Source organism: Billgrantia zhangzhouensis, assembly GCF_021404465.1.
GTDB classification, from domain to species: Bacteria; Pseudomonadota; Gammaproteobacteria; order Pseudomonadales; family Halomonadaceae; genus Halomonas; species Halomonas zhangzhouensis.
Genome location: NZ_JABFTT010000013.1, coordinates 81952 through 105503 on the forward strand (window position 1 = coordinate 81952; position 23552 = coordinate 105503).

Genomic DNA, 23552 nt, shown 5'->3' on the forward strand with positions numbered 1-23552 from the left:
GGGTGCTCAGAAAACGCTACTGTATCAGCGCCTTGATCCGCTCGAGGTAGTCCCGGCCCGTCGCGCCGGTACGCACGTTCTGTGCCCGGCCGCGCACGGCGTCGACAACAAGTCGATGAGATGTCCCTGGCCGGGAGCGCGTGGGCGGAGGGCAGGGCTGCTCGACGACAGCCGGCTCGTGAGCCATCCGTGGGGTGCGGTATGCTGTGGCAATAATGGTTTGCGAGGATTCATCCATGTCTGATCAAACACCCTTCCAGCGTGCCATGGCCGAACTCGATGCCCTGCACGCCGAGGATCCGCGCCGCGTGGAGGTCGAGGGTGAATCCCTGCCCCAGGAACTCTGGCATGCGGGGCGCATGAGCGCTTGGCTGGAACGGGTGGAGGAAGCGCCGAGCGAGCTGGTGCGGATCGCCGTGCGGGCGCAGCATCTGCAGCGCTGGCAGGTGCCGCGTAGTGAGTATCCTGAGGGGCGGGTGGGGTATCTCACCTGGCGCCGCGATCAGGGCAAGCGGGCCGGCGATACCACTGCGCGGGTAATGGAGGCGGCCGGTTATCCGACCGAGGAGGCCGCTGAGGTCTCTCGTATGATCCGCAAGCAGGGCCTGGGCCGTGATCCGGGCACCCAAGCGGTGGAGGACTGCGCCTGCCTGGTGTTCCTCGAGAACTATTTCGCTGATTTCTCCAAGCAGGTGGAGCACGACCACCTAGTGCGCATCGTACAGATGACCTGGAAGAAGATGTCGCCGCGTGCCCATGAGCTCGCGCTGACGCTACCCATGAGCGAGGAGGCACGCGCCGTGGTGGAGGAGGCGCTCGCCGGCTAGCGGGGCTCTGTTTCCCACGCCTGCGGCACCGGCCGGGCCGGCCGGTGCCGTGGCTTGCCGTCAGGGTACTAGTGTCTGTGCGGCTTCCAGGTAGGCGGCGCCGTTACTCTGCACGTGTTCGAAATCACCCGTTTCCGAGCCCTGATGCACCTCCTCCAGGATATGCGTCATGGCTTCCACTTCCTCCTGAATCTTCTCCAGCGCGTTTTCCAGGGTGTAGGTCAGCTCGTGCACGGTACCGAGGTCGGTGAGGCTCAACTCGTCCTGGACGAGCAGTTCGGCCAGGCGCTGGTTGTACTCGGAGAAGTTGGCCACGGCCTGGCTCAGGGTCTCGGCGGGCTCGCCCTTGAAGTGCGCGGGACTGGAACCGGCTTGGGTTTGGGCTTGAGAATAGCCTGGGGCGATCAGCAGGCTGGTCAGCAACAGAAGGGGTAACAGGGCTTTCATGGCGCGTCTCCTTTAATAAGAATGATATGCATTGGCTTTGTAGCAGCGAGCTATGGTCTCGACAAGGTAGTCATGAAATGAGAATGATTTTTCTTCTTGAGAATTGACAGAGATCAGGGTGGGAGCTAGATTTTTGGTAGTTAATGATAATTGTTATCATTAATATGCCAAGGGAGGCCGCCATGATGTATCGCACCAACACCGCCAGTTCCCACCCTACGCTGCAGATCTGCGATGCGACTTCAGGGTCGGTGCGGATGGCCCGGGAGTATCCGCGCCACGACACCACTCTCTCCCAGGAGGAGCTCGAGCTGCTTCAGCTGTATCGGGAAGAGGCCCGGCATGACCTGTTCCGGCGCTCGTTCCTGCTCACTTCCGAGCGCTATCTGAAAGGCGAGCTGCCCGAGTCCGGCCCGCACGGCGAAGATCTGGGGCGTTTCAGCTCAAGGTGAGGCGCAGGCTGTCGTCGCTTTCACAGGGCTTGCCGTGGCGCAGGGTCAGGCGCCGTTCACTCAGGTTCATCACCACCGAGAACAGGGTCTCCATGCGCTCCTCGGCGGGCTGATCCGGGTTGAAGTGGCGGCAGATCGACAGCGGCGCTCCCTGATGGTCGCTGAGGATGTCGAACAGGCTGGCCTCGTCGAGGCGCGCATCCGGAACCAGCTCGTCATGCAGCAGCGCATCGAGCCGACACAGGCGTGGGTGGGAGTCGATGCGCGGGAAGTCTTGCACCGGGCAGGGGGTGTTATCCGCATAGAGGTGGTTGGTGTGGGTGACGATACCGTCGCGTGGTGAGATACGTCCGGGCTCACCGGATTGGACCTCGAGACCCACGGCCTGGCCCTCCTCGTTGTCGCCCTGAGCGCTGGCGAGCAGGAAGTGCGCGGGCGAGCAGACCCGGTCATGGGTGGCCACCGCAAGCGCACTGTCGTAATCGGGGCTCTCGAGGATCTTGCGCAGGGCGATATGGATCGGCAGCCCGGCGCCGCAGGTCTGTGAGCGAATGGCGTTGAGGCACACGCCGACACCGCAAGCGTTCATGCCGATCTTGCCGACCATGCCGGCTTCACCGATGCTCACCAGCTCGGGGCGGCCGTCGCCACGGATGTGGAGGGCTACCACGTTGTCGAGCTGGTCGTGGCGCCAGTCCCAGTTCTGTGCCAGCCATTGTTGCCCGTGGCGCTGCAACGAGAAGGCCGAGCAGCCGCCGTTGGCCTGGGTCAGGGCGATTTCGCTGCGGCAGTTCAGCGTCAGGATGTCGATGAAGTCGACCCCCGCGCCCCAGGCGATGCCGTTCATTTCCTCGAGAATTGCGGGAAAGCCCAGCGCGATCTGGGCCTCGAAGTGGCAGGCACGGTCGCGGGCCTCTTCCCAGCGAATGCCCACGAAATCGTGGAATAGTTGCCCGTAGACCGCGATGCTGCGCTCGATCAGGTGCCGGTGAATACGGCCGTGTTCCGCACCGACCTCATGATGGCTCCCCGTCAGTTCGGTCACGACCAGGGGGCTCGATGGCCGGGTCATAGCACCTCCTCGAGGAAGGCCAGGAAGGCGGCCCAGGATTTTTCGTCGGAGCGCATGGCGGGCTCCTGTCTGTTTCGTAGCATGCGGGCATCAGTATAGGCAAAGGTTGGTTGGTGCAACCGGCAGCGTTGAACGTCGGGGGAGGTACTTATCAGGGTTTTCCATTGCCGATAAGGAGTTGGCGACGCGGGCCGGGGGTAAACGTTGGTATGGGGGGCTTGTGTTTTACTGCGGAGCCTTCCAGATTTAGAGAGTGCCTTCTGTAACCAGACGTATCGACGTCTCCAACCAGAGTGAGAAGAACAAATGAAGAAGAGCCTATTGGCGATGGCAATCGCGGCATCCGGCGTGGCGCTTGCCGGAGCGGCGCAGGCAGAGGTCAAGATCGGTTTCATCGGCGGCTTCACCGGCCCGATCGAGAGCCTGACCCCTCCGATCTTCGACGGCGCGCGGCTGGCGGTGGCGCAGATCAACGAGCAGGGTGGCATCCTCGGCGGGCAGACACTGGTCATGCCGAATGCCGACACTACCTGTAGCGATGCCTCGGCGGCCTCCAACGCGGCCGACCGCATGGTCAATACCGAGCAGGTCACGGCCATCGTCGGTGCGCTGTGTACCGGGGCGACCGTGGCCGCGGCCAACAGTGCGGCGATTCCTGGTGGAGTGGTAATGGTGTCGCCGGCCTCCACGGCGCCGGCGGTGACCGAGCTGGACGACAACGATCTGGTGTTCCGTACCGTGCCTTCGGATGCCTACCAGGGCGAGATCCTGGCCAAGCTGATGCTCGAGAAGGGCTTCGACGAAGTGGCCGTCACCTACGTCAACAACGACTACGGTCGCGGCCTGGCGGACGCCTTCACCGCAGGCTTCGAGGCGGGCGGTGGCACGATAGCCGAGAACCTGGCCCATGAAGACGGCCGCGCCGACTATCGCTCCGAGCTGGGCTCGCTTTCCGCCAGCGGTGCCGAGACCCTGGTGGTGCTGGCCTATGCCGATGGCTCGGGCCAGACCATCCTGCGCCAGGCTTATGAGAGCGGCGCGTTCACCCAGTACGCCGGTGCCGACGGCATGGTAGGGGATTCGCTGGTCGGTGCGGTGGGTGCGGATGCCCTCGAGGGCATGATCGCCACCCGCCCCGGTAGCCCTGAACTGCCGGGTACCGAGATCTTCAGCCAGGCGGCCCAGGAGGCCGGCTTCGATCCCAGTGCGGTGTTCGCTGCCCAGGCCTACGACGCCGCCTTCCTGCTGGCACTGGCCATCGAGCAGAACGGCAGTGCCGAGCGTGAGGGGCTTTCCCAGGCGCTGCGCAGCGTCGCCTCCGCTCCCGGTGAAGTGATCCTGCCCGGCGAGTGGGAGAAGGCTCTGGAGCTGATCGCGGCCGGCGAGGAGATCAACTACGAGGGTGCCTCCGGCAGCCATGAGTTCGACGAGAACGGCGACGTGCCGGGCGTGGTACTGGAAATGGCGGTGGAAGGCGGTGCCTTCGTCGGCAAGGGCCTGATCCAGGACTGACGCTAGCCTGAACTGAAGCAGCAAGTGCAAGCAAAAGCCCCCGGCGGGAATTCCCGCCGGGGGCTTTCTTATTGAACGTAGATTTTAGAGAGGTGCGGATTTATGTCGCAAATTACTCTCTCTACCCGTGGTGTTTGACTTTTTCGGGCAGCAACCCCTGCGGGGCGAAGCGCAGTACCAGGGTAATGAGCAGGCCGATCACGAATACCCGGGCCTGGAGCGCGCGGCTGTCGAGGTTGCCCGGCGGCTCCCAGCCGAACCAGCCCTCGCCGAGAGCGGCGGCCCCATGCATCAGGAACAGCGCCAGCGGCTCGGACATCAGCCAGATGATGTACACCGCCACGGCACCGAAGATGGTGCCCAGGTTGTTGCCGGGCCCGCCGAGGATGACCATCACCAGTACCAGGAAGGTGTGGTTCAGCGGCAGGAAGCCGTTGGGGTCGAAGATGCTGTTGAACGAAGCCAGCGCGCCACCACCGATGCCCATCAGGATGCAGCCCAGCACGAAGATCTCCAGGCGGCGCTTGTTGATGTCCTTGCCCATTGCCGAAGCGGAGATCTCGTTGTCGCGGATGGCGCGGATCATGCGGCCCCAGGGAGCGTGGTAGGCGCGGTGCAGCAGGAAGAAGATCACCGCGATCATGGCCGCCGTGACCGACAGGTACAGCGACCGGGCCAGGGTGAAGCCCAGCTCGCTGGGGCCCGGCGTGGGCCAGGGCAGCGGCGAAACGGTGGCGGTGCCACGGGTCAGCCAGTCGGAGTTCTTGAGGAAAGCCTTGATGATCTCGGCGATGCCGAGGGTGGCAATGGCGAGATAATCGCTGCGCAGCCCCAGGCAGATATGGCCGATGAAGTAGCCGATGGCGCCGGCCAGCGCACCACCGACGATCCAGCCGCTCCAGGCCGGCAGGCCCAGGCCGCCGATGAAGCCGGCACGGGACTGTATCTCGCCAGTGACGCCGCGCATCATGCTGATCACCACCAGGTAGAGCACCACGGCGAGAATGATGGCGATCAGCGTGCGCAGCTTCTTCGGTACGCCGACGCGGTCGAGCTTGGTGGCGCCATAGACCAGCATCGCCGCGGCGGCACCGTAGAGCAGCACGCGGCCGAGTTCGCCAGGCAGTTCGGTACCCCAGAAGGCGTCGTTGACCGGTACACTGAGGAACATGGTGGCAAAGGCGCCCAGCGCGACGAAGCCCATCACGCCGGCATTGAACTGGCCGGCATAGCCCCATTGGATGGTCAGCCCCAGGGCCAGGATGGCGTAGCAGGAGGCTTCCACCAGCATGCGCGTGCTGTAGGCGGTCCCCATGACAGCGTAGACGCCGAGAACCGCCACCAGCAGGGTGCCGAAGAGAATGACTTCTCGTAGCGGGAAGCGTGACGGCGCGGCGATGATATCTTCGCGGCGTTCGGTACGTTGAGCGTTCATTAGATCACCTTACCCTTGAAGATGCCGGTAGGGCGCCACACCAGGATCGCCACCAGGATGAAGAAGGGCACCACGATCTTGTATTCGGTGCCGACGAAGGCGAGGTTGCGCGGAATCTCGACCCATTCGGGGAACAGGTGCGCAATGGGGCGCAGCAGCACCGTCCAGTTGAACACCGCCAGCGTTTCGGCGAAGCCCACCACGAAGCCTCCGGCGATGGCTCCGTAAGGGTGGCCCACCCCGCCGACGATGGCCGCGGCGAAGATCGGCAGCAGCAGAAAGAAGCTCAGATCGGGCTTGAAGGTCACGTCGAGCGAGAGCAGGGTGCCGGCAATGGCTGCCAGGCCGCCAGCGACCACCCAGGTCACCGCCACGATGTGGTTGGTATTGATGCCCGAGGCGCGTGCCAGGTCGGGATTGTCGGACATGGCGCGCATCGCCTTGCCCAGCCGGGTGCGGTTGAGGAACAGGTGCAGCCCCACCACGCAGACGATGGTCAGGATGAACAGGATGATCTGCGGCTCGGTGACGATGATCGGCCGTGTGGCTAGTTCGAACGGCACGTCGAGGCGGTAGATTTCCTTGCGCTCGCCGGCCAGGTACAGGTTCTGCGAGCCGGTGCCGGCGAACAGGCGGATCAGCCCCTGCAGCATCAGGGTCACACCCAGCGAGGCGATCACCATGACGATGGGCTTGACGCCATGGGCGCGCAGTGGCTTGTAGAATGCCTTGTCGATGCCGACCGCGAGCAGGGCGGTGAGCACCATGGCCAGCGGCAGCATGACGATGGGGGTGGGCAGCCCCACCGCTCCGCCCACGCCGGGAAATGCCATGGTCAGCAGCAGCACCATGAAGGCCCCGAACGTCATCATGTCGGCATGGGCGAAGTGGGCGAAGCGCATGATGCTGAAGACCAGCGTCACGCCGACGGCGCCAATGGCGTAGATCGAGCCGGTCACGCTGCCGGCGATGATCACGTTGTTGATGAAGAAAACCAGTTCGTTCACGACTCACTCTCCAGTACGGGCTCGGGGCTCAACCGCCGAGGAAGCTCTTGGCCACTTCCGGGTCGGCGAGCAGGGCGGCGCCGGTATCGGTGAAGCGGTTCTTGCCGGCGGCCAGCACGAAGCCCTTGTCAGCGATGGCCAGGGCCTGCTTGGCGTTCTGCTCGACCATGAGGATGCCGACACCGGCGGCATTGATCTCCTTCACCCGTTCGAATATCTCGTTCATGTAGAGCGGCGAGAGGCCGGCGGTGGGTTCGTCGAGCAGCAGCACGTCGGGCTCGGCCATCAGCGCGCGGCCCATGGCGACCATCTGGCGCTGGCCACCGGAGAGTTCGCCGGCGGGCTGGTGGCGCTTGTCGTAGAGCGGAGGAAAGAAGTCGTAGACCTGCTTGAGCATGCGCTTGACGTTGCCCGGTTTGAGGAAGGCGCCCATCTCCAGGTTCTCTTTCACCGTGAGGCTGGGGAAGACGTTCTTCTCCTGGGGCACGAAGCCCATGCCCTTTTGTACCAGCTTGTTGGGCGGCAGATTGTGGATCGGCTCGCCGCGCAGCAGGATCTCGCCCTGGCTGACGGTGAGCAGGCCGAAAATGGCCTTGAGCATGGTGGACTTGCCGGCGCCATTGGGGCCGACGATCACACCGACCTCGTCGGCCTCGATCGACATGTTCACCCCGTTGAGGATGTTCATGCCGCCGTAACCGCCGTGCACGTCGCGTGCTTCGAGTAATGGCATCGTGAATTCTCTGCGCTATCGTTGCTGTTCTTCTTGTCGGGTCTATGCGCCTGGGCTCAGGCTACGTTCGAACCCTCAGGCTACATTCGAACCAAAGTATGCCTCGATCACCTGAGGATTGTTACGGATCTCCTCGATGCTGCCTTCCACCATCACGCTGCCCTGGGCCAGCACGATCACCGGGTCGCACAGGCGCGCGATCATGTCCATGTCATGCTCGATGACCAGGAAGGTGTAGCCCATCTCGCGATTGAGCCGTTCGATGTTGTCGACCAGATCACCCAGCAGGGTGCGGTTGACCCCGGCGGCGATCTCGTCGAGCAGCACGACGCGGGCATCGGTCATCATGGTGCGACCGAGTTCGAGCAGTTTCTTCTGGCCGCCGGAGAGGTTGCCGGCCAGCTCGTTGCGTACGTGATGCAGGCCGATGAAGTCGATCACCTCGAGCGCCTTCCGGCGTACCTCATCCTCCTGCTGGCGTACCAGGCCCGGCTTGAGCCAGGCGTCGAACAGGCTCTCGCCGGCCTGCTGCGGCGGCACCATCATCAGGTTCTCCAGCGCGGTCATATGGGAGAACTCGTGGGCGATCTGGAAGGTACGCAGCAGGCCCTTGTGGAACAGCTCGTTGGCGGGACGGTTGGTAATGTCCTCGCCATCGAGCAGGATCTGGCCGCTATCGAGCAGCAGGGCGCCGGCGATGATATTGAACAAGGTGGACTTGCCTGCCCCGTTGGGGCCGATCAGCCCGGTGATCGAGCCCTCTTCGACCTGGATGGAGCAGTCGTTGATCACCTTCAGGCCACCGAAGGCCTTGTAGACGTGCCTGACGTCGATGATGGATGGCATGTTGGTTCCTGCACTTTATATCGTTGTTATGCGCCCGGTCTCTCCGCTTGATGCGAGACCGGGTGGCGTATATCGAGCCGCCGCCCGCAGGCGGCGACAGTTCTTCTTGTTACCGATCCTGGCGCTTCTCGGCCAGGAACGTACGGCCGGCGGCGAAGGCGCCGACGATGCTCAGGGCGCCGATGGCCGGCACCAGATAGCCTTCTACCTGCGGAATGGTGCGCAGGAACACGAAAGCAACCGCGGCGGGTGCCACGAAGCGTACCAGGAAGCGCCAGGTCCTGAACCAGGTCTCGCTGGTGCGCATCTCCTTCATTACCTCCGAGTGGGTCAGCGCCCAGCCGGCAAACAGCGCGATGAGCATGCCGCCCAGCGGCATGAAGATGTTGGTCAGCAGCTCGATGAAATCGAAGGCGCTGCGGCCGAACAAGGTGTGGAAGGGGCTTGCCTCGGCCCACAGGTTGAAGCTGATCACCGTGAGCAGGCCCAAAGCCCAACTGGCCACCACCATGACGAACACTGCCTGGGGGCGAGTGAGGTCGAAGCGCTCCACCAGGAAGGCGGCCACCGGCTCGATCAGTGAGATCGAGGAGCTGATTGCCGCTCCCAGCACGAGGATGAAGAACACCCCGCCGATCAGCCCGCCGAAGGGCATCTCGGCGAAGGCCAGTGGCAGGGTGACGAACATCAGGCCCGGTCCGGCGGCGGCGTCGAGGCCGGCGCCGAATACCAGCGAGAAGATCGCCAGCCCTGCTACCATGGCGACGGCGGTGTCAATGAAGGCGACGGCGAAGGCGGTACGGCTCAGCGAGGCGTCGTTGGCCATGTAGGCGCCGTAGGCCATGATCGCCCCCATGCCGAGGCTCAGGGTGAAGAACGACTGGCCCATGGCCTGCAGCCAACCTTCGAGGCTCAGGTCGCCGACATTGAAGGTGAACAGAAAGCTTGCCGCGGCGCCGAAGTCGCCATTGGCGATGCCGTAGGCGAGCATCACCAGAAGGATCACGAACAGCGCCGGCATCATGATGCGCAGGCCGCTTTCGATGCCCTTGTGGATGCCCATGCCCACGATCAGTCCCGAGGCGATGATGAACAGCGTGTGGTAGAGCGTGAGCAGGCCCGGCGAGGCCAGCAAGGCCTCGAAGCCGGCGCCGATGGCGGCGGCATCAGCGCCGATCAGCGAGCCGGTGAGCATCTGCCAGGTGTAATGAATCGCCCAGCCGGCGATCACCGAATAGAAACTCAGGATCAGGAAGGCCGCGGCGGCTCCCAGCCAGCCGATCGATTCCCAGGCACGGGAGGTGTCATGCGTACGGGTCAGGAAGCGCATGCCCATGATCGGGCTTCTGCGGCTGGCACGGCCGAGCATGGTCTCGGCGATCAGGATCGGGATGCCGATGGCGAAGATGGTCAGGGCGTAGATCAGGATGAAGGCGCCGCCGCCGTTCTCGCCGGTCAGATAGGGAAAGCGCCACAGGTTGCCGAGCCCCACTGCTGAGCCGACCGCGGCGAGCAGGAAGGTGCCCTTGTGTGTCCAGACGTTGTGCGTGCTCATTATGTTTCCGAAGCGTCGACCTGCGGCCTTGTGAGCCTGAGTGTGGCACCACCGGGCGCCGGTCGGATAGGGGCGCTCGATGAGCGCGTACACTGTGCGACAGAACCCGCGCCATGGCCAGTGGACGAACGTTAAGGCTACGTTGGAAACGATAGATGACCGGGGCATGGGTTCGTGGAAGTCATTGCGGCTCCTCGTCCTGTGCGGCGTTGTCGCTCGGGCGTGGTTCGAAGGCGCGACTGGCATCCGGCAGGCGCACCGTGTCGCCTACGGCGAGCTTGCCGAACAGTTGGCGCCGCTTGCCGCTGTGCGGCTCGATCAAGGCCGCCACGCTGCCGATGCTGGTGCCGTCGACGTAGGCCTCGACCTTCACCCGTACCACCATGCCCTGGTAGCGCGCCGAGAGGATATCGCCAGACCCCGGCTCCGAGTAGCCTTGGGGGGAGTGTTCGTAATGGCGCATCACGCTGTCGGCGCCGGGGTCGTCCCATTCCACATGCTTGTGCATCAAGTTCTCCTGCAAAGTCGATTTCGATCACCTACGGAGAAGCGTAGCCGCTGATGGGTGCGGCAAGAAAATGCCCACCTCATGGTGGGCATGGCCAGTGGCATGGTGCCTCCCGCTCAGGGGGCTTCCTCGGCGAGTTCCATGATCAGGCGCGTGGCCAGATAGAGGCGCGGCACCACGCTGTGCAGTTCGACATATTCGTCGCTGCTGTGGTAGCGGCCTCCCACCAGGCCGAGTGACTCGAGCACTGCCGGGCGCTCAGCATCGGGCTGGTAGGCGTAGGCGGCGTCGGTGCCACCGCCGATTTCCACCGCACCGAGTTCCAGGCCCAGCTCTGCATAGATGGCCTTGGCCGTCTCGGCCAGTTCCTGGGTTTGCGGGTTCTCCGGCAGCGGCGGGCGACCGCGCTCCAGGCGGAACTCCACGTCGGTATCCTCGATCAGGCGGCTGGCGATGATCTCGTTGGCTTCCTCGCTCACGCGTTCGTACTCGTCGGCTTCGAAGTAGCGCATGTCGCCCTCGGCCCGGGCGTACTCGGGAATGATGTTGCGGGTGCCGCCGCCCTCGACCACCGTCCAGTTGAGGGTGGTTTCCTTGTCGGGGTCGCCAAGTTCGCTGAGCTGGAGCAACTGATGGGAGAGTTCCATCACTGCGTTGCGCCCCTCGTCCGGGGCGCTACCGGCATGCGAGGCACGGCCGGTCACTTCGAGAAAGGCGTAGTTGATGCCCTTGGTCACGGTAGTTACCGCATCCGTGCCGTCTTCCCCCAGGGTCGGTTCGAACACCAGCACCGCGTCCTGCTCGGCGGCGAGCTGCTGGATGAGATCGCGGGAGCCCAGCGAGCCGCGCTCCTCGTCGGGATTGAACACCACCGTCAGCGTGCCATAGCCGTCGTATTCCAGCTCCTCGAGTATCGCCAGGCTGTGCAGGATGATTGCCACGCCGCCCTTGGCATCACCCACGCCGGGGCCGAAGGCGCGCCCATCCTCTGTGCGATACGGCCGCTCGGCCGCGGTTCCCTCGCCGAACACCGTGTCGTAGTGAATCATCAGCATGATGTCGCGCTCGCCGCTACCCTCAAGAGTGCCGACCAGCGTATTGCCGCCAAGCTCTTCGGAGGGATGGGTCTCGACCTCGGCGCCCAGCTTACGCAGGCGCTCGTCGAGAATCGCCTCGACCTCGGCCAGGCCCGGCTCGTAAGTGGTGCCGGAATCGATGTTGACCAGGGTTTCGAGCGTTTCGAGCAACGGCTCCTCGTGGCGCTCGGCGGCATCGAGTACCGCCTGGTCGGCTTCGGTGGCAACAGGCTCGGCGTTGACGGAAGCGGCAGCGAACATGGCGGCCAGGGCCGCGCCGCAGCACAGCGGCTTGAGGGGGAGTCCATTCATGGCTGTGTCCCTGTAGTGTTCTTGGCTATCGGTGGCTCGGCCACGCAGATGCGAGGCGCTGGGTAGAGTCTAGGCCAGGTGCCCGCGAACGCCACCTATCGGCCTGCCTTGGATTGGAGATTCACCTCGTGCAAAACGACGACACCCGCCGAGTGGCGGGTGTCATTGAGAAGCGAGCGAGGCTTACTTCTTGGCGCGCTTGCGCTCGTGCTCCTTGAGGAACTTCTTGCGCAGGCGAATGTGGTTGGGGGTGATTTCCACCAGCTCGTCGTCGTCGAGGAACTCGATGGCCTGCTCCAGGCTGAACTTCACCGGCGGGGTCAGCACAATGTTCTCGTCGTTGCCCGAGGCACGCATGTTGTCGAGCTTCTTGCCCTTGGTGGGGTTGACCACCAGGTCGTTGGCGCGGTTGTGGATACCCACCAGCATGCCTTCGTAGACCTCGGTACCGTGATCGATGATCAGCTTACCGCGCTCCTGCAGGGCGTACAGCGCATAGGCCAGCGCCTTGCCATCGACCATGGAGACCAGCACACCGTTACGGCGCTCGATGGCGGCGTCGGGCTTGAGCGCGCCGTAGTGATCGAAGCGGCTGGTGAGGATGCCGGTGCCCGAGGTCAGCGTCAGGAACTGACCGCGGAAGCCAATCAGCCCGCGTGCGGGGATGATGAAGTCCAGGCGCACGCGGCCCTTGCCATCGGGATTCATGTTGGTCAGCTCGCCCTTGCGGTAGCCGAGTTCCTCCATGATGGCGCCCTGGTGCTGCTCCTCGCAGTCGATGATGACCTCTTCGTAGGGCTCCTGCTTGACGCCGTCGATCTCCTTGATGATCACCTCGGGACGGCCCACCGCCAGCTCGAAACCTTCGCGGCGCATGGTTTCGATCAGCACCGAGAGATGCAGCTCGCCGCGGCCGGAGACCTTGAACTTCTCGGGGCTTTCGCCCTGTTCCACGCGCAGCGCCACATTGTGGATCAGCTCCTGATCGAGGCGATCCTTGATGTTGCGGCTGGTGACGTACTTGCCGTCGCGACCGGCGAAGGGCGAGTCGTTGACCTGGAAGGTCATGGAGACGGTGGGCTCGTCCACCGACAGCGGCGGCAGCGCCTCGACGGCGACCGGGTCGCATAGGGTATCGGAGATGGAGAGTTCATCGATACCGGTGATGCAGACGATGTCGCCGGCAGTGGCGAGTTCGGTCTGTACGCGCTCGAGGCCCATGTGGGTCATCACCTGGCCGACCTTGCCTTTGCGGGTGTTGCCGTCGGTGCCGATCACCACGATCTGCTGGTTGGGCTTGACCGAGCCGCGCTTGATGCGGCCAAGGCCGATGACGCCCACGTAGCTGGAATAGTCCAGCGCCGAGATCTGCATCTGGAATGGGCCGTCGAGCTCCACGGCCGGTGGTTCGACGATGTCGACGATGGCCTGGAACATGGGCGACATGTCCTCGGCCAGCGCGTCCGGATCCATGCCGGCGATGCCGTTGAGCGCCGAGCAGTAGACGATCGGGAAGTCGAGCTGCTCGTCGCTGGCGCCGAGGTTGTCGAACAGATCGAAGATCTGGTCGATGACCCAGTCGGGACGCGCGCCGGGGCGGTCGATCTTGTTGACCACCACGATCGGCTTGAGGCCCTGGGCGAAGGCCTTCTGGGTCACGAAGCGGGTCTGTGGCATGGGGCCGTCCACGGCGTCGACCAGCAGCAGCACCGAGTCGACCATCGACATCACGCGCTCGACCTCGCCGCCGAAGTCGGCGTGTCCGGGAGTGTCGACGATGTTGATATGGAAGTCGCGGCCATTGCCGTCCTGCCAGCGAATCGCGGTGTTCTTGGCCAGGATGGTGATGCCGCGCTCCTTTTCCTGGTCGTTGGAGTCCATGATCCGCTCCTGCCCCTCGGCCTTGCGATCCAGGGTGCCGGACTGCTGCAGCAGCTTGTCGACCAGGGTGGTCTTGCCGTGGTCGACGTGAGCGATGATGGCGATATTCCGCAAACTCTCGATGCGAGAGGGGGTTACAGCTGTGTTCATAGGGTGTGACTCATCAACAGGGGCGCACCTATGTACACATCGGGAGGACGTACCCTAGGCGCGGGGTAGGGAGTGGAGGCGCATTGTACAGGTAAGCGGGGAAGGGGAATAGCACAACCTCTCAATATGGGGGGGCATCAGCCTGGGGCGTGGCGCTTCCCCATCCGCTTGGGGTGGTCCGGGCCATGCCGTCGTTTCGTCATGGCGGACATGAGTGGGAGAGCGCGATGGGAAGAAATTCAGTAAGGGCATTTTGCCGCTACTTTTCTACACTTATTCACACACTCTGTAACGCGGCCGCGTTGCGAGCGGCCCTCCCATCCTCGGTGGAGCCCTGTGCCATGCCCCTTTCCAGTGTCATTCTCGATGCTCGCAGTGCCGGCGCGAAATTGCCACGCAATCTGGTTTCTTTCGAGCAGGCGGCCAGGCGGTGGCAGGGGATCTATGAACTGTTGCTGGTGGACGATACCGGGGACCACCGCTTGCCGGCCCTGGCGCAGCGTTATCGGGCAACCCTGTTGTCGTGTGGCTCCACACCCCTGGGGAGCCGGCTCAATGCTGCCGTGAGAGCCAGCCGTGGTGAGCTGCTGCTGTTTCCCGGGCTGGCGGACCGCCGTGCAATGAACTGGTTGAGCCACTGGCTGGTCGAGATCGAGCCGGGCGAACAGTGGGATGCGGCCATACTGCCGGTGCGTCGCCATGGCTGGCTGCGACGCTGGTGGTTGCTGCAGCGCCCGTCGCCATTGGACACCTTCTGGGTGGTGCGAACCTGGTTCGAGCGCATCGGCGGCTTCGACCCGCAGTTGGGCAGCGACGCCCTGCCCGATCTGCTCGAGCGACTGCGGGCCTGTCAGGCGCGGGTGTCGGTAGAGACTGCTTGAGAAGAGCGCCGCCATCGCACCCAAGTGGTGCATTGTCGATTCATGCGCACCATGATGGCGCATAAATTCTATCCCGATGGGGCTCGAAGTGGCTAGGCGGGCAGGCTTGGTGCAGGTCGATACAGTGCGGTGCAATTTATATTTCTTGTAAAACAATGTATTGCCATTTTTTTGTCTTGGCTTGGTGCAAGATTGGCACAGCATCTGCATTAGCATGAGCAGCTCGCCATGCTTGTGTATGGCGAACGTGGGCAGCTGGCCCACAGCGTGCTACAACGGGTGCTGCAACGAACCAGCACCAGTGGACTTCAGCCAATCGAATCGAGCCACAGCTCAAACGGAGGACACACATGTCAGCCAAGACTCTCGCCCTGATCGAAGAACATGACGTGAAATGGGTGGACCTGCGCTTCACCGACACGCGGGGCAAGGAGCAGCACGTTACCATTCCGGCCCGTGACGTGGACGAGGAGTTCTTCGAGAACGGCCAGATGTTCGATGGTTCCTCGATCTCCGGCTGGAAGGGCATCAACGAATCCGACATGATCCTGCGTCCGGAAGACGGTACCGCCTTCCTCGACCCGTTCACCGAGGACGCCACCCTGGTGCTGCGCTGCGATATTATCGAGCCGGCCACCATGCAGGGCTATGATCGCGATCCGCGTTCCATCGCCAAGCGCGCCGAGGCCTACCTGCAGTCCACCGGCCTGGGCGACACCGCTTTCTTCGGCCCGGAGCCCGAGTTCTTCATCTTCGATGAGGTTCACTGGAAGGCCGACATCGAAGGCGCCATGTACAAGATCACCTCCGAAGAGGGGGCCTGGTCCACCGACCGTCAGGTCGAAGGCGGCAACCTGGGCCACCGTCCGCGTGTCAAGGGCGGCTACTTCCCGGTGCCCCCGGTCGACAGCTTCCACGACATTCGCGGTGCCATGTGCAACACGCTGGAAGCCATTGGCCAGAGCGTCGAAGTGCATCACCACGAGGTATCCAACGCCGGCCAGAACGAGATCGGCGTGAAGTTCAACACCTTGGTGAAGAAGGCCGACGAAGTCCAGGAAATGAAATACGTGATCCACAACGTGGCTCACGCCTACGGCAAGACCGCTACTTTCATGCCCAAGCCGCTGGTCGGCGACAACGGCAGCGGCATGCACGTGCACCAGTCGTTCTGGAAGGATGGTCAGAACCAGTTTGCCGGCGACCAGTACGCGGGCCTGTCCGAAATGGCGCTGTACTACATCGGCGGTATCATCAAGCACGCCCGTGCCCTGAACGCCTTCACCAACGCTTCCACCAACTCCTACAAGCGTCTGGTGCCGGGCTTCGAAGCGCCGGTCATGCTCGCCTACAGTGCGCGCAACCGCTCTGCGTCGATCCGTATTCCGTACACCGCGAGCCCTAAGGGCAAGCGCATCGAGGCCCGCTTCCCGGACCCGACCGCCAACCCCTACCTGGCTTTCGCCGCCATGCTGATGGCCGGCATCGACGGTATCAAGAACAAGATCCACCCCGGCGACGCCATGGACAAGAACCTCTATGACCTGCCGCCGGAAGAGGGCAAGAAGGTGCCGACCGTGGCGCACAGCCTCGATCAGGCCCTGGAAGCCTTGGACAAGGATCGTGCCTTCCTCACCGAAGGCGGCGTGTTCACTGACGACATGATCGATGCCTACATCGAGCTGAAGATGGAAGACGTCGAGCGTATTCGCATGACCACGCACCCGATCGAGTTCGACATGTACTACAGCTGCTAAGCAGCCGCGTCCGGCGCGGTTAGGCGCCGGTCTGGCATCAGGGGCTCCGCATCGCGGGGCCCTTTTTCGTTGTGCCGGCCTCGCTCTACGGACGGCATGCCGAGGTACGTTGCCCCATGCTGGTTACCCGATCCTCAATGGTTGGTCATTCCTGTGCTTCGATGCACCAAGTCCGATGCACCAGGACAGAGGCAAACCATGCTTCCTGTCTAGCAGCTTTGCCATTAATGCACCATTATGGTGCGCACAGGATCACGCTTTCGCTCTGAAACGGCGCCATGCCGCGCCAATAGGGGTTGGCGCACTTCTTGCTAGGAATGTTAAGCCTTGGACTGCCGGGCACTGTATCGGCAATGGAGCGCTTCCTGCCGATGCGCCATGACGATGCAAGCGTCGCGCTAAGCATTACTGCATTCACCGAGGGAAGGTCGTAAATGTATCGACGCCTGATGGAACACCTCACCACGGCAGTGCTGCTGCTGGATGACGAGCTGCGGTTGAGCTGGATGAATCCGGCGGCCGAGGCTCTGCTGGCGGTCAGCCTGGGCCGGGTGCAGGGCCACAGCCTGACAGCGCTCTTGACCGGGGACGACGGCATGGGAGAGGTGCTGGCCAAGGCGCGCGACGACCAGCATCCCTTTACTCAGCGCGAGGTCAGGCTGGCACTGCCCGGCGGTACGGCGGTCACCGTGGATTACACGGTCACGCCGCTGTCGATGCCCGAACTGCTGGTGGAAATGGAGCCGCGCGACCGCCTGCTACGCATCTCCCGCGAGGAAGCCCTGCTCAACCGTCAGGAAGCGATCAAGGTGCTGTCACGTGGCCTGGCGCACGAGGTCAAGAACCCGCTGGGCGGGATTCGTGGCGCTGCCCAACTGCTCGAGCGCGACCTCGACGATCCTGCCCTGAAGGAGTTCACCCGCATCATCGTCGAGGAAGCCGACCGGCTGCGCGACCTGGTCGACAGCATGCTGGGGCCGAACAAGTTGCTGCGCCACGAGCCGCTCAATGTGCACAGGGTCCTGGAGCGGGTGCGCGCGCTGCTAATGGCGGAAACGCCGAGCGTGACGATCGAGCGTGACTACGATCCCAGCCTGCCGGACTTCCCAGGTGACGAGGCTCAGATGATCCAGGCGGTGCTCAATGTGGCGCGCAACGCCGTGGAAGCGATGACCGAGGCTGGAACCGAAGCACCGAGCTTGCTGCTGCGCACCCGGGCGCGGCGTCAGTTCACCCTGGGTGCCGAGCGCCACCGCCTGGTCTGCGAGGTGGCACTGATCGACAACGGCCCCGGCATCCCCGAGAGCCTGCAGGAGACCCTGTTCTATCCCATGGTCTCGGGGCGTGCCGACGGCAGCGGGCTGGGGTTGTCCATCGCCCAGGGCATTCTGCATCAGCATCAGGGGCTGATCGAATGCGAGTCCCGGCCCGGACACACCGAATTTCGTCTGCTTATTCCTTTGGAGAGGCGCCATGACTGATGTCGCACGTGTCGCGGTGGTCGACGACGACCGCGCCATTCGCTGGGTGCTGGAGCGCGCCCTGGCCCAGCCCGACCTCGAGGTCGAGTGCATCGACCGGGCCGACGTGGCGCTCAGCCGCCTGCTGGATACCCCCCCCGATGTACTGGTGACCGACATTCGCATGCCCGGTATCGATGGCCTGGACCTGATGTCACGGATACGCGAGGTCCATCCCGAGCTGCCGGTGATCGTGATGACCGCCCACTCCGACCTGGACAGTGCCGTGGCCTCCTACCAGGGCGGCGCCTTCGAATACCTGCCGAAGCCGTTCGACGTCGACGAGGCGCTGGCCCTGGTGCGCCGCGCCGTGGCCCACGCCCGCGAACGCAAGCGGCCGGTCAGCGTGCCGGAAGGGCTAAGCGCCGAAATCATCGGCGAGGCGCCGGCCATGCAGGAGGTGTTTCGCGCCATCGGCCGGCTGTCGCACTCGCATATCACGGTGCTGATCAATGGCGAGTCGGGGACCGGCAAGGAGCGCGTGGCCCGCGCCCTGCACCAGCACAGCCCACGTTCCAGCCAGCCCTTCATCGCCCTCAACATGGCGGCGATCCCCCGCGACCTGATCGAGTCCGAACTGTTCGGCCACGAAAAGGGCGCCTTCACCGGCGCCACCGCCAGCCGCCAGGGGCGCTTCGAGCAGGCCAACGGCGGCACCCTGTTCCTCGACGAGATTGGCGACATGCCCGCCGAGACCCAGACCCGGCTGCTGCGGGTGCTGGCCGATGGTGAGTTCTACCGCGTGGGTGGCCACACGCCGGTGAAGGTGGACGTACGCATCATTGCTGCTACCCACCAGAACCTCGAACGGCTGGTGGAGGATGGCCGCTTCCGCGAGGACCTGTACCACCGTCTCAACGTGATCCGTGTCCATCTGCCCAAGCTGGCGGAGCGGCGCGAGGACATTCCGCGCCTGACGCGGCACTTCCTGGCCGAGGCGGCCAAGGAACTCGCCACCGACGTCAAGGTGCTGACCAAGGACGCCGAGGCTCACCTCACCCGCCTGTCCTGGCCAGGCAACGTGCGCCAGTTGGAGAATACCTGCCGCTGGCTGACGGTGATGGCCTCGGGGCGCGAGATCCTTGTCGAAGACCTACCGCCGGAACTGCGCCACGGCGAAAGCGGCGAAGCGCCCAGCGGCGACTGGCGCGCTGCCTTTCGTGACTGGGCCGATCGTGCCCTGGCCGCCGGACACACCCACCTGCTCGAGGAGGCCGTGCCCGACTTCGAGCGCATCCTGATCGAGACCGCGCTCAAGCACACCGGGGGGCGCAAGGGCGAGGCCGCCGAACTGCTCGGCTGGGGGCGCAATACGCTGACGCGCAAGCTCAAGACGCTGCTGCCCTCGCTGGCGGAGGATTAAGCCGAGCTGCTGGTGAGAAGCATGACATTGCGATGACACTGGCATGACCCTGCGATGACGAATGGCGCCAAGGCATTGTTGTGTCGTCGCAGCAACCCGCGAGACTCGCTGGTGGTGTGACTTTTGGCCGTGCCGATGTCACGCAATTGTTATTGTCTAGACAACTGCGTTTCATCTCCTGCCGTGACACTGATGCCATCCGTATAGAGGAAGGCATCATGTCGATCACCCGTATCGCTGTCGAACGACTCAGCAAGAGCTTCGGCCAGACCCAGGTACTGAGCGAGGTCGGCTTCGAGATCGAAGCCGGCGAAATGGTGGCCCTCATTGGGCCTTCCGGCTCGGGGAAGTCCACTCTGTTGCGCCATCTCGTAGGGCTGACCGTCGCCAACCGCCAAACCGGTGGCCGTGTCACCGTCATGGGTCATGACATCCAGTGCGATGGCCGGTTGATCCGACGCTCTCGTGCCGAGCGTTGCCGTACCGGTTATATCTTCCAGCAGTTCAACCTGGTAGGGCGGCTCAGTGTGATGACCAATGTATTGATCGGTCGCCTGGGCTCGATGCCGCGTTGGCGAGCGTTGCTGGGACACTTCAGCGAGGAGGAGCGTAGCCAAGCGCGTCATGCCCTGGCCCGAGTAGGGCTCGGCGAGCTTGCTGGCCAACGTGCCAATACGCTCTCCGGCGGTCAGATGCAGCGTGTCGCCATCGCGCGTGCGTTAGTACAGGATGCCGACATTATTTACGCCGATGAGCCCATCGCTTCTCTCGACCCGCGCAGTGCCCGGGAAGTCATGGACATTCTCAAGCGCATCAATGCCGAGGATGGGCGTACCATCCTCGTCACCCTGCATCAGGTTGAGTATGCGCGTCGCTATTGCCCGCGCACGATCGCCCTCAAGCAAGGCCGCCTTTATCACGACGGTCCCACCGCCGAGCTGACCGATTCCCGACTCCAGGCACTTTATGACAATGCCGACCTGGACGAAATGCACGACACATCTGCACCCAACGACAGTCTGGTGGCCTTGGGGGCTGTCGGCTGAATCTCCGACCGATCATGAGGAACCCGACCATGCTATGCCGTGCTCTACGTCGCATCACACTACCCGTTATCGCCAGTTTTGGTCTGCTGGGTAGCCAGTATGCCGCCGCCGGGGAGTTAGATACCCTGCGCTTTGGCATCATTTCCACCGAGTCGAGCCAGAACCAGGAACCACAGTGGCGCCCGTTTCTCGAAGATATGTCGGCATCCCTCGGCATCGAGGTCGAGCCGTTCTTCGCCAATGACTACGCGGCGGTGATCCAGGCCATGCGCTTCGACAAGATCGACCTCGCCTGGTACGGCAACAAGTCGGCAATGGAGGCGGTCGACCGAGCTGGGGGCGAAATCTTCGCCCAGGTCGTGCACGAGAATGGGCAGCCCGGCTACCGGAGCCTGCTGATCGTGCACAGGGAAAGTCCTTTCGAAACCGTCGAGGACATCCTCGCCAATGCCAGCGAATTGACCTTTGGCAATGGGGATCCAAACTCTACCTCCGGCTACCTGGTACCTGGCTATTACGTCTTCGCTCAGAACGATGTCGATCCCCGTCAGGCATTCAAGCGTTCGCTCAATTCCAATCATGAGACCAACGCACTATCGGTGGCTAACCAGCAGATCGATGTCGCCACCTTCAATAGCGGGGCTCTCGAGCGTCTCGAGCTGAATGCGGCCGACAAGGCCGAGCAGCTCAAGGTGATCTGGGAGTCACCACTGATTCCTTCCAACCCCCTGGTATGGCGTGAGGCACTTCCCGCAGAGATGAAGGCGAAGCTGCGCGACTTCTTCGAGCACTACGGTGAGACTGCCGAGCAGCACGAGATCATTGCGTCCTTGCAGTGGGCCGGATTTAAGGCATCGGATAACGATCAGCTGCTGCCTATCCGCCAGCTCGAGCTGTTCAAGCAGCGGCTCGAGATCGAGAACGACGATGGCATCGCCGCCGACGACAAGGCGCGTCGACTCGCCGAGTTGGATGCGCAGTTGGCAGTGCTCGACGAGCGCCTCGAGGCTCGCGAAGCCGCTCAGTCCGAGCGGGAAGCGCCCGATATGGCCGCTGTGACCCAGTAAGTCTGCCGCCAACACGATGCCAAGAGGGGCATGTCAGCCCCTCTTAGGGAGACCCCATGAATATGTCGCCCCCCATGCTCACCAGCACACCGGCCAAGCGTAGCTGGTTGCATCTAATCGGTTGGAGCATGGCACTAGCGGTGCTAGCTTGGGCCTGGCAAGGCGCCGAGATGCAACCCAGTGCATTGATGACTAACGCTGGCAACATGACCGAACTCGCCGGTGATTTTTTCCCGCCGCGTTTCGGCAACCTCGGGTACTACATCGATCTGATGCTGGTGACCGTACAGATTGCCATCTGGGGCACACTGCTGGCGGTGGCGTTCGCTATCCCATGCAGCCTGCTCTCTTCGGAGAACCTGGTGCCGTGGTGGGTCTACCAGCCCATGCGCCGCTTGATGGACGCCTGCCGAGCCATCAACGAGCTGGTCTTTGCCATGCTCTTCGTGGTTGCCGTGGGGCTTGGCCCCTTCGCCGGTACCCTGGCGCTATTCGTCCACACCACCGGTGTTCTCGCCAAACTCTTCTCCGAAGCCGTGGAGGCCAGCGAGGCCGGTCCCATGGAGGGCGTTCGCGTCACCGGTGCCGGTCGTCTCGAGGAGATCGTCTTCGGCCTGATTCCCCAGGTGTTGCCGCTATGGATATCGGTGAGTCTTTACCGCTTCGAGTCCAATATTCGCTCGGCCACCGTGCTCGGCATGGTCGGTGGAGGCGGTATCGGCGTGGCGCTGTGGGAAACCATGCGTGGTTTCCAGTATGCCGAGACCGCCACGATCATGCTGGTGATCATCGTCGCCGTCACCCTGCTCGACATGCTGTCGCAAACCGTCCGCAAGCGTTTCATCTAGTTTCTGATGGAAACGGCACTTTTCTTTGGAGTGAATATGTCTAGACAAGTGACCGGAGGCTCGATCGACAAAACGCCGCGCTATCGTGAGCTGGCCGATACGCTGGCTCGCGAGGTGCGTACCGATTATACCCCCGGCGAATTGCTGCCTACCGAGGCGGTATTGGCCCAGCGCTTTGGGGTCAACCGCCATACCGTGCGCCGTGCGCTGGATGAACTGGTAGCCGCCGGCATGGTGACGCGCCACCAGGGGCGAGGCACCCAGGTCGTCGACCGCCGCCTCGACTATGCGGTCAGCGCCGGTAGCAAGGTGACCCAAAACCTTGCCGAGTTGGGGTTCGTATCCCATACCGACTGTTTGTCGCAGGGGCTCGACGTGCCTCCCGAAGCGATCGCCCAGCGTTTCGGACGAGGCCCCGGTGAGCAATTGTTGTGCGTCGATACCCTGCGCCATATCGACGGCGCTCCCGTGATGCTGCTGCGTCACTGGTTCGACCCCACGCGGGTACCCGGCTGGGAGCAGCGCTATCGTGGTGGCTCCACCCGCGCCCTGCTCAACCAGCACTACGGGCTTCAACTGGTTCGTCGGCGCGTACGCATCGAGGCCGGCAGTGCCACCCGCGACGACACACGCTATCTGTGCTGTCCGCTCAACGCCCCGCTGCTGCAGCTCTCGAGCGACAACGTCGACCGCGACGGAACGTTGGTCGAGGTCTCGATCGGTCGCGCCCGGGCAGACCGGCTCGCCTACCACATCGATTTCGATCCCACCGACGAGGTGCCCTCATGATTTCCCTGCAAGACCGGCGCATGTCGCAGGCGCGACGCCAGCGGGTGCTGGCGCTGTCGCTACGGCAGCAGATCGAGACCCGCTGGGCCACGCTCGGCATTCGTGTCGCCCATCGCTGCGTACGCGGCCCCGAGACCGGCATGGCCATGCTGCGAGGTCGCATGGGCGGTACCGGCCGTGCCTTCAACCTTGGCGAAATGACGCTGACCCGGGCGAGTGTCGTGCTCGACGAGGCGTCGCCCGCTGCCGGCGCCCTCGGCCACGGATGGGTGCGCGGGCGCGACCGTCGCCATGCCGAGCTGATCGCACTGATCGACGCCTGTGCCCAGCATGAGGCTTGGGCGCGGCACATCGACAGTGAACTGATTGCGCCGCTGGAAGATGCGCTCGAGGCGCGACGTGGCGAGGCGGCACGCGATACCGCGGCCACCCGTGTCGATTTCTTCACCCTGGTGAGAGGGGAGTGAA

At 63.6% G+C, this 23552-nt stretch carries 22 protein-coding genes; 12 read left to right on the top strand and 10 right to left on the bottom strand.

The features are described from left to right. The first annotated feature begins 236 nt into the window (after positions 1 to 236). A complete protein-coding gene (locus HOP51_RS16515) occupies positions 237 to 827 on the top strand; it encodes a DUF4202 domain-containing protein (protein WP_234275013.1) in 591 nt (196 codons plus the stop codon). 60 nt (positions 828 to 887) lie between these two features. Here the strand turns inward: HOP51_RS16515 and HOP51_RS16520 are convergent, their stop codons facing one another. Further along, entirely contained in the window at positions 888 to 1274 is a 387-nt protein-coding gene (locus tag HOP51_RS16520; protein ID WP_234275014.1) for a DUF6746 family protein, read from the bottom strand. A gap of 182 nt (positions 1275 to 1456) precedes the next feature. Here HOP51_RS16520 and HOP51_RS16525 point away from each other — a divergent pair, with 182 nt between their 5' ends. Then, positions 1457 to 1726 (top strand): hypothetical protein, encoded by a 270-nt coding sequence (locus tag HOP51_RS16525; protein WP_234275015.1) that lies wholly within the window; start codon positions 1457 to 1459, stop codon positions 1724 to 1726. Here HOP51_RS16525 and HOP51_RS16530 read toward each other — a convergent pair. Further along, entirely contained in the window at positions 1713 to 2798 is a 1086-nt protein-coding gene (locus HOP51_RS16530; RefSeq protein ID WP_234275016.1) for a C45 family autoproteolytic acyltransferase/hydolase, read from the bottom strand. The genes HOP51_RS16525 and HOP51_RS16530 overlap by 14 nt on opposite strands. 306 nt (positions 2799 to 3104) lie before the next feature. Between HOP51_RS16530 and HOP51_RS16535 the strand changes: the two genes are divergently transcribed. After that, a complete protein-coding gene (locus HOP51_RS16535) occupies positions 3105 to 4310 on the top strand; it encodes an ABC transporter substrate-binding protein (protein WP_234275017.1) in 1206 nt (401 codons plus the stop codon). A gap of 121 nt (positions 4311 to 4431) precedes the next feature. On the opposite strand, the gene HOP51_RS16540 is transcribed toward HOP51_RS16535, so the two are convergent. From HOP51_RS16540 to typA, 8 genes are all read right to left on the bottom strand, one after another. Then, positions 4432 to 5745 (bottom strand): branched-chain amino acid ABC transporter permease, encoded by a 1314-nt coding sequence (locus HOP51_RS16540; RefSeq protein WP_234275018.1) that lies wholly within the window; start codon positions 5743 to 5745, stop codon positions 4432 to 4434. Further along, positions 5745 to 6752: a branched-chain amino acid ABC transporter permease gene (locus HOP51_RS16545; protein ID WP_234275019.1), complete on the bottom strand. Its 1008-nt coding sequence runs from the start codon at positions 6750 to 6752 to the stop codon at positions 5745 to 5747. The genes HOP51_RS16540 and HOP51_RS16545 overlap by 1 nt, the downstream gene beginning before the upstream one ends. Positions 6753 to 6780: 28 nt before the next feature. Continuing rightward, on the bottom strand, positions 6781 to 7485 hold the full coding sequence (locus HOP51_RS16550) for an ABC transporter ATP-binding protein (protein WP_159548498.1): 705 nt from the start codon (positions 7483 to 7485) through the stop codon (positions 6781 to 6783). Between the two features lie 75 nt (positions 7486 to 7560). Continuing rightward, the gene (locus HOP51_RS16555; RefSeq protein ID WP_234275020.1) at positions 7561 to 8331 is read right to left on the bottom strand and encodes an ABC transporter ATP-binding protein; all 771 of its coding nucleotides are present in this window, start codon (positions 8329 to 8331) and stop codon (positions 7561 to 7563) included. A gap of 109 nt (positions 8332 to 8440) precedes the next feature. After that, a complete protein-coding gene (locus tag HOP51_RS16560; protein WP_234275021.1) occupies positions 8441 to 9886 on the bottom strand; it encodes a sodium-dependent transporter in 1446 nt (481 codons plus the stop codon). Positions 9887 to 10067: 181 nt separating this feature from the next. Then, positions 10068 to 10394, bottom strand: a complete 327-nt coding sequence (locus HOP51_RS16565; RefSeq protein WP_234275022.1) for a hypothetical protein — start codon at positions 10392 to 10394, stop codon at positions 10068 to 10070. 116 nt (positions 10395 to 10510) lie between these two features. Beyond that, positions 10511 to 11782: a glutamate carboxypeptidase gene (locus HOP51_RS16570; protein ID WP_234275023.1), complete on the bottom strand. Its 1272-nt coding sequence runs from the start codon at positions 11780 to 11782 to the stop codon at positions 10511 to 10513. A gap of 183 nt (positions 11783 to 11965) precedes the next feature. Further along, on the bottom strand, positions 11966 to 13813 hold the full coding sequence (gene typA / locus HOP51_RS16575) for a translational GTPase TypA (RefSeq protein ID WP_234275024.1): 1848 nt from the start codon (positions 13811 to 13813) through the stop codon (positions 11966 to 11968). A 341-nt stretch (positions 13814 to 14154) separates the two neighbouring features. Between typA and HOP51_RS16580 the strand changes: the two genes are divergently transcribed. From HOP51_RS16580 to phnG, 9 genes are all read left to right on the top strand, one after another. Beyond that, positions 14155 to 14694: a glycosyltransferase family protein gene (locus tag HOP51_RS16580; protein WP_234275025.1), complete on the top strand. Its 540-nt coding sequence runs from the start codon at positions 14155 to 14157 to the stop codon at positions 14692 to 14694. A 350-nt stretch (positions 14695 to 15044) separates the two neighbouring features. Next, positions 15045 to 16451 (top strand): glutamate--ammonia ligase, encoded by a 1407-nt coding sequence (gene glnA / locus HOP51_RS16585; RefSeq protein ID WP_234275026.1) that lies wholly within the window; start codon positions 15045 to 15047, stop codon positions 16449 to 16451. Positions 16452 to 16885: 434 nt separating this feature from the next. Continuing rightward, complete coding sequence (gene glnL, locus HOP51_RS16590) at positions 16886 to 17932, top strand: nitrogen regulation protein NR(II) (RefSeq protein ID WP_234275027.1); 1047 nt, start codon at positions 16886 to 16888, stop codon at positions 17930 to 17932. Then, on the top strand, positions 17925 to 19334 hold the full coding sequence (gene ntrC / locus HOP51_RS16595) for a nitrogen regulation protein NR(I) (protein ID WP_234275028.1): 1410 nt from the start codon (positions 17925 to 17927) through the stop codon (positions 19332 to 19334). The genes glnL and ntrC overlap by 8 nt, the downstream gene beginning before the upstream one ends. A gap of 218 nt (positions 19335 to 19552) precedes the next feature. Then, complete coding sequence (gene phnC / locus HOP51_RS16600; RefSeq protein ID WP_234275029.1) at positions 19553 to 20380, top strand: phosphonate ABC transporter ATP-binding protein; 828 nt, start codon at positions 19553 to 19555, stop codon at positions 20378 to 20380. 29 nt (positions 20381 to 20409) lie between these two features. Continuing rightward, complete coding sequence (phnD, locus tag HOP51_RS16605; RefSeq protein ID WP_234275030.1) at positions 20410 to 21447, top strand: phosphonate ABC transporter substrate-binding protein; 1038 nt, start codon at positions 20410 to 20412, stop codon at positions 21445 to 21447. Between the two features lie 56 nt (positions 21448 to 21503). Further along, complete coding sequence (phnE, locus tag HOP51_RS16610) at positions 21504 to 22295, top strand: phosphonate ABC transporter, permease protein PhnE (RefSeq protein WP_234275031.1); 792 nt, start codon at positions 21504 to 21506, stop codon at positions 22293 to 22295. Positions 22296 to 22331: 36 nt separating this feature from the next. Continuing rightward, on the top strand, positions 22332 to 23084 hold the full coding sequence (gene phnF, locus HOP51_RS16615) for a phosphonate metabolism transcriptional regulator PhnF (protein WP_234275032.1): 753 nt from the start codon (positions 22332 to 22334) through the stop codon (positions 23082 to 23084). Then, the gene (phnG, locus tag HOP51_RS16620; RefSeq protein WP_234275033.1) at positions 23081 to 23551 is read left to right on the top strand and encodes a phosphonate C-P lyase system protein PhnG; all 471 of its coding nucleotides are present in this window, start codon (positions 23081 to 23083) and stop codon (positions 23549 to 23551) included. The genes phnF and phnG overlap by 4 nt, the downstream gene beginning before the upstream one ends. Position 23552: the final 1 nt, after the last annotated feature.

Excerpts from the sequence above, each read along its gene's own strand:
- phnD (WP_234275030.1), top strand. The coding sequence starts at position 20,410 with ATGCTATGCCGTGCTCTACGTCGCATCACACTACCCGTTATCGCCAGT.
- glnA (WP_234275026.1), top strand. The coding sequence starts at position 15,045 with ATGTCAGCCAAGACTCTCGCCCTGATCGAAGAACATGACGTGAAATGG.
- HOP51_RS16540 (WP_234275018.1), bottom strand. The coding sequence starts at position 5,745 with ATGAACGCTCAACGTACCGAACGCCGCGAAGATATCATCGCCGCGCCG.
- phnF (WP_234275032.1), top strand. The coding sequence starts at position 22,332 with ATGTCTAGACAAGTGACCGGAGGCTCGATCGACAAAACGCCGCGCTAT.
- glnL (WP_234275027.1), top strand. The coding sequence starts at position 16,886 with ATGTATCGACGCCTGATGGAACACCTCACCACGGCAGTGCTGCTGCTG.
- phnE (WP_234275031.1), top strand. The coding sequence starts at position 21,504 with ATGAATATGTCGCCCCCCATGCTCACCAGCACACCGGCCAAGCGTAGC.
- phnG (WP_234275033.1), top strand. The coding sequence starts at position 23,081 with ATGATTTCCCTGCAAGACCGGCGCATGTCGCAGGCGCGACGCCAGCGG.
- HOP51_RS16550 (WP_159548498.1), bottom strand. The coding sequence starts at position 7,485 with ATGCCATTACTCGAAGCACGCGACGTGCACGGCGGTTACGGCGGCATG.
- HOP51_RS16535 (WP_234275017.1), top strand. The coding sequence starts at position 3,105 with ATGAAGAAGAGCCTATTGGCGATGGCAATCGCGGCATCCGGCGTGGCG.
- HOP51_RS16560 (WP_234275021.1), bottom strand. The coding sequence starts at position 9,886 with ATGAGCACGCACAACGTCTGGACACACAAGGGCACCTTCCTGCTCGCC.
- HOP51_RS16530 (WP_234275016.1), bottom strand. The coding sequence starts at position 2,798 with ATGACCCGGCCATCGAGCCCCCTGGTCGTGACCGAACTGACGGGGAGC.
- HOP51_RS16525 (WP_234275015.1), top strand. The coding sequence starts at position 1,457 with ATGATGTATCGCACCAACACCGCCAGTTCCCACCCTACGCTGCAGATC.
- HOP51_RS16555 (WP_234275020.1), bottom strand. The coding sequence starts at position 8,331 with ATGCCATCCATCATCGACGTCAGGCACGTCTACAAGGCCTTCGGTGGC.
- HOP51_RS16570 (WP_234275023.1), bottom strand. The coding sequence starts at position 11,782 with ATGAATGGACTCCCCCTCAAGCCGCTGTGCTGCGGCGCGGCCCTGGCC.
- HOP51_RS16565 (WP_234275022.1), bottom strand. The coding sequence starts at position 10,394 with ATGCACAAGCATGTGGAATGGGACGACCCCGGCGCCGACAGCGTGATG.
- phnC (WP_234275029.1), top strand. The coding sequence starts at position 19,553 with ATGTCGATCACCCGTATCGCTGTCGAACGACTCAGCAAGAGCTTCGGC.
- ntrC (WP_234275028.1), top strand. The coding sequence starts at position 17,925 with ATGACTGATGTCGCACGTGTCGCGGTGGTCGACGACGACCGCGCCATT.
- typA (WP_234275024.1), bottom strand. The coding sequence starts at position 13,813 with ATGAACACAGCTGTAACCCCCTCTCGCATCGAGAGTTTGCGGAATATC.
- HOP51_RS16520 (WP_234275014.1), bottom strand. The coding sequence starts at position 1,274 with ATGAAAGCCCTGTTACCCCTTCTGTTGCTGACCAGCCTGCTGATCGCC.
- HOP51_RS16580 (WP_234275025.1), top strand. The coding sequence starts at position 14,155 with ATGCCCCTTTCCAGTGTCATTCTCGATGCTCGCAGTGCCGGCGCGAAA.
- HOP51_RS16515 (WP_234275013.1), top strand. The coding sequence starts at position 237 with ATGTCTGATCAAACACCCTTCCAGCGTGCCATGGCCGAACTCGATGCC.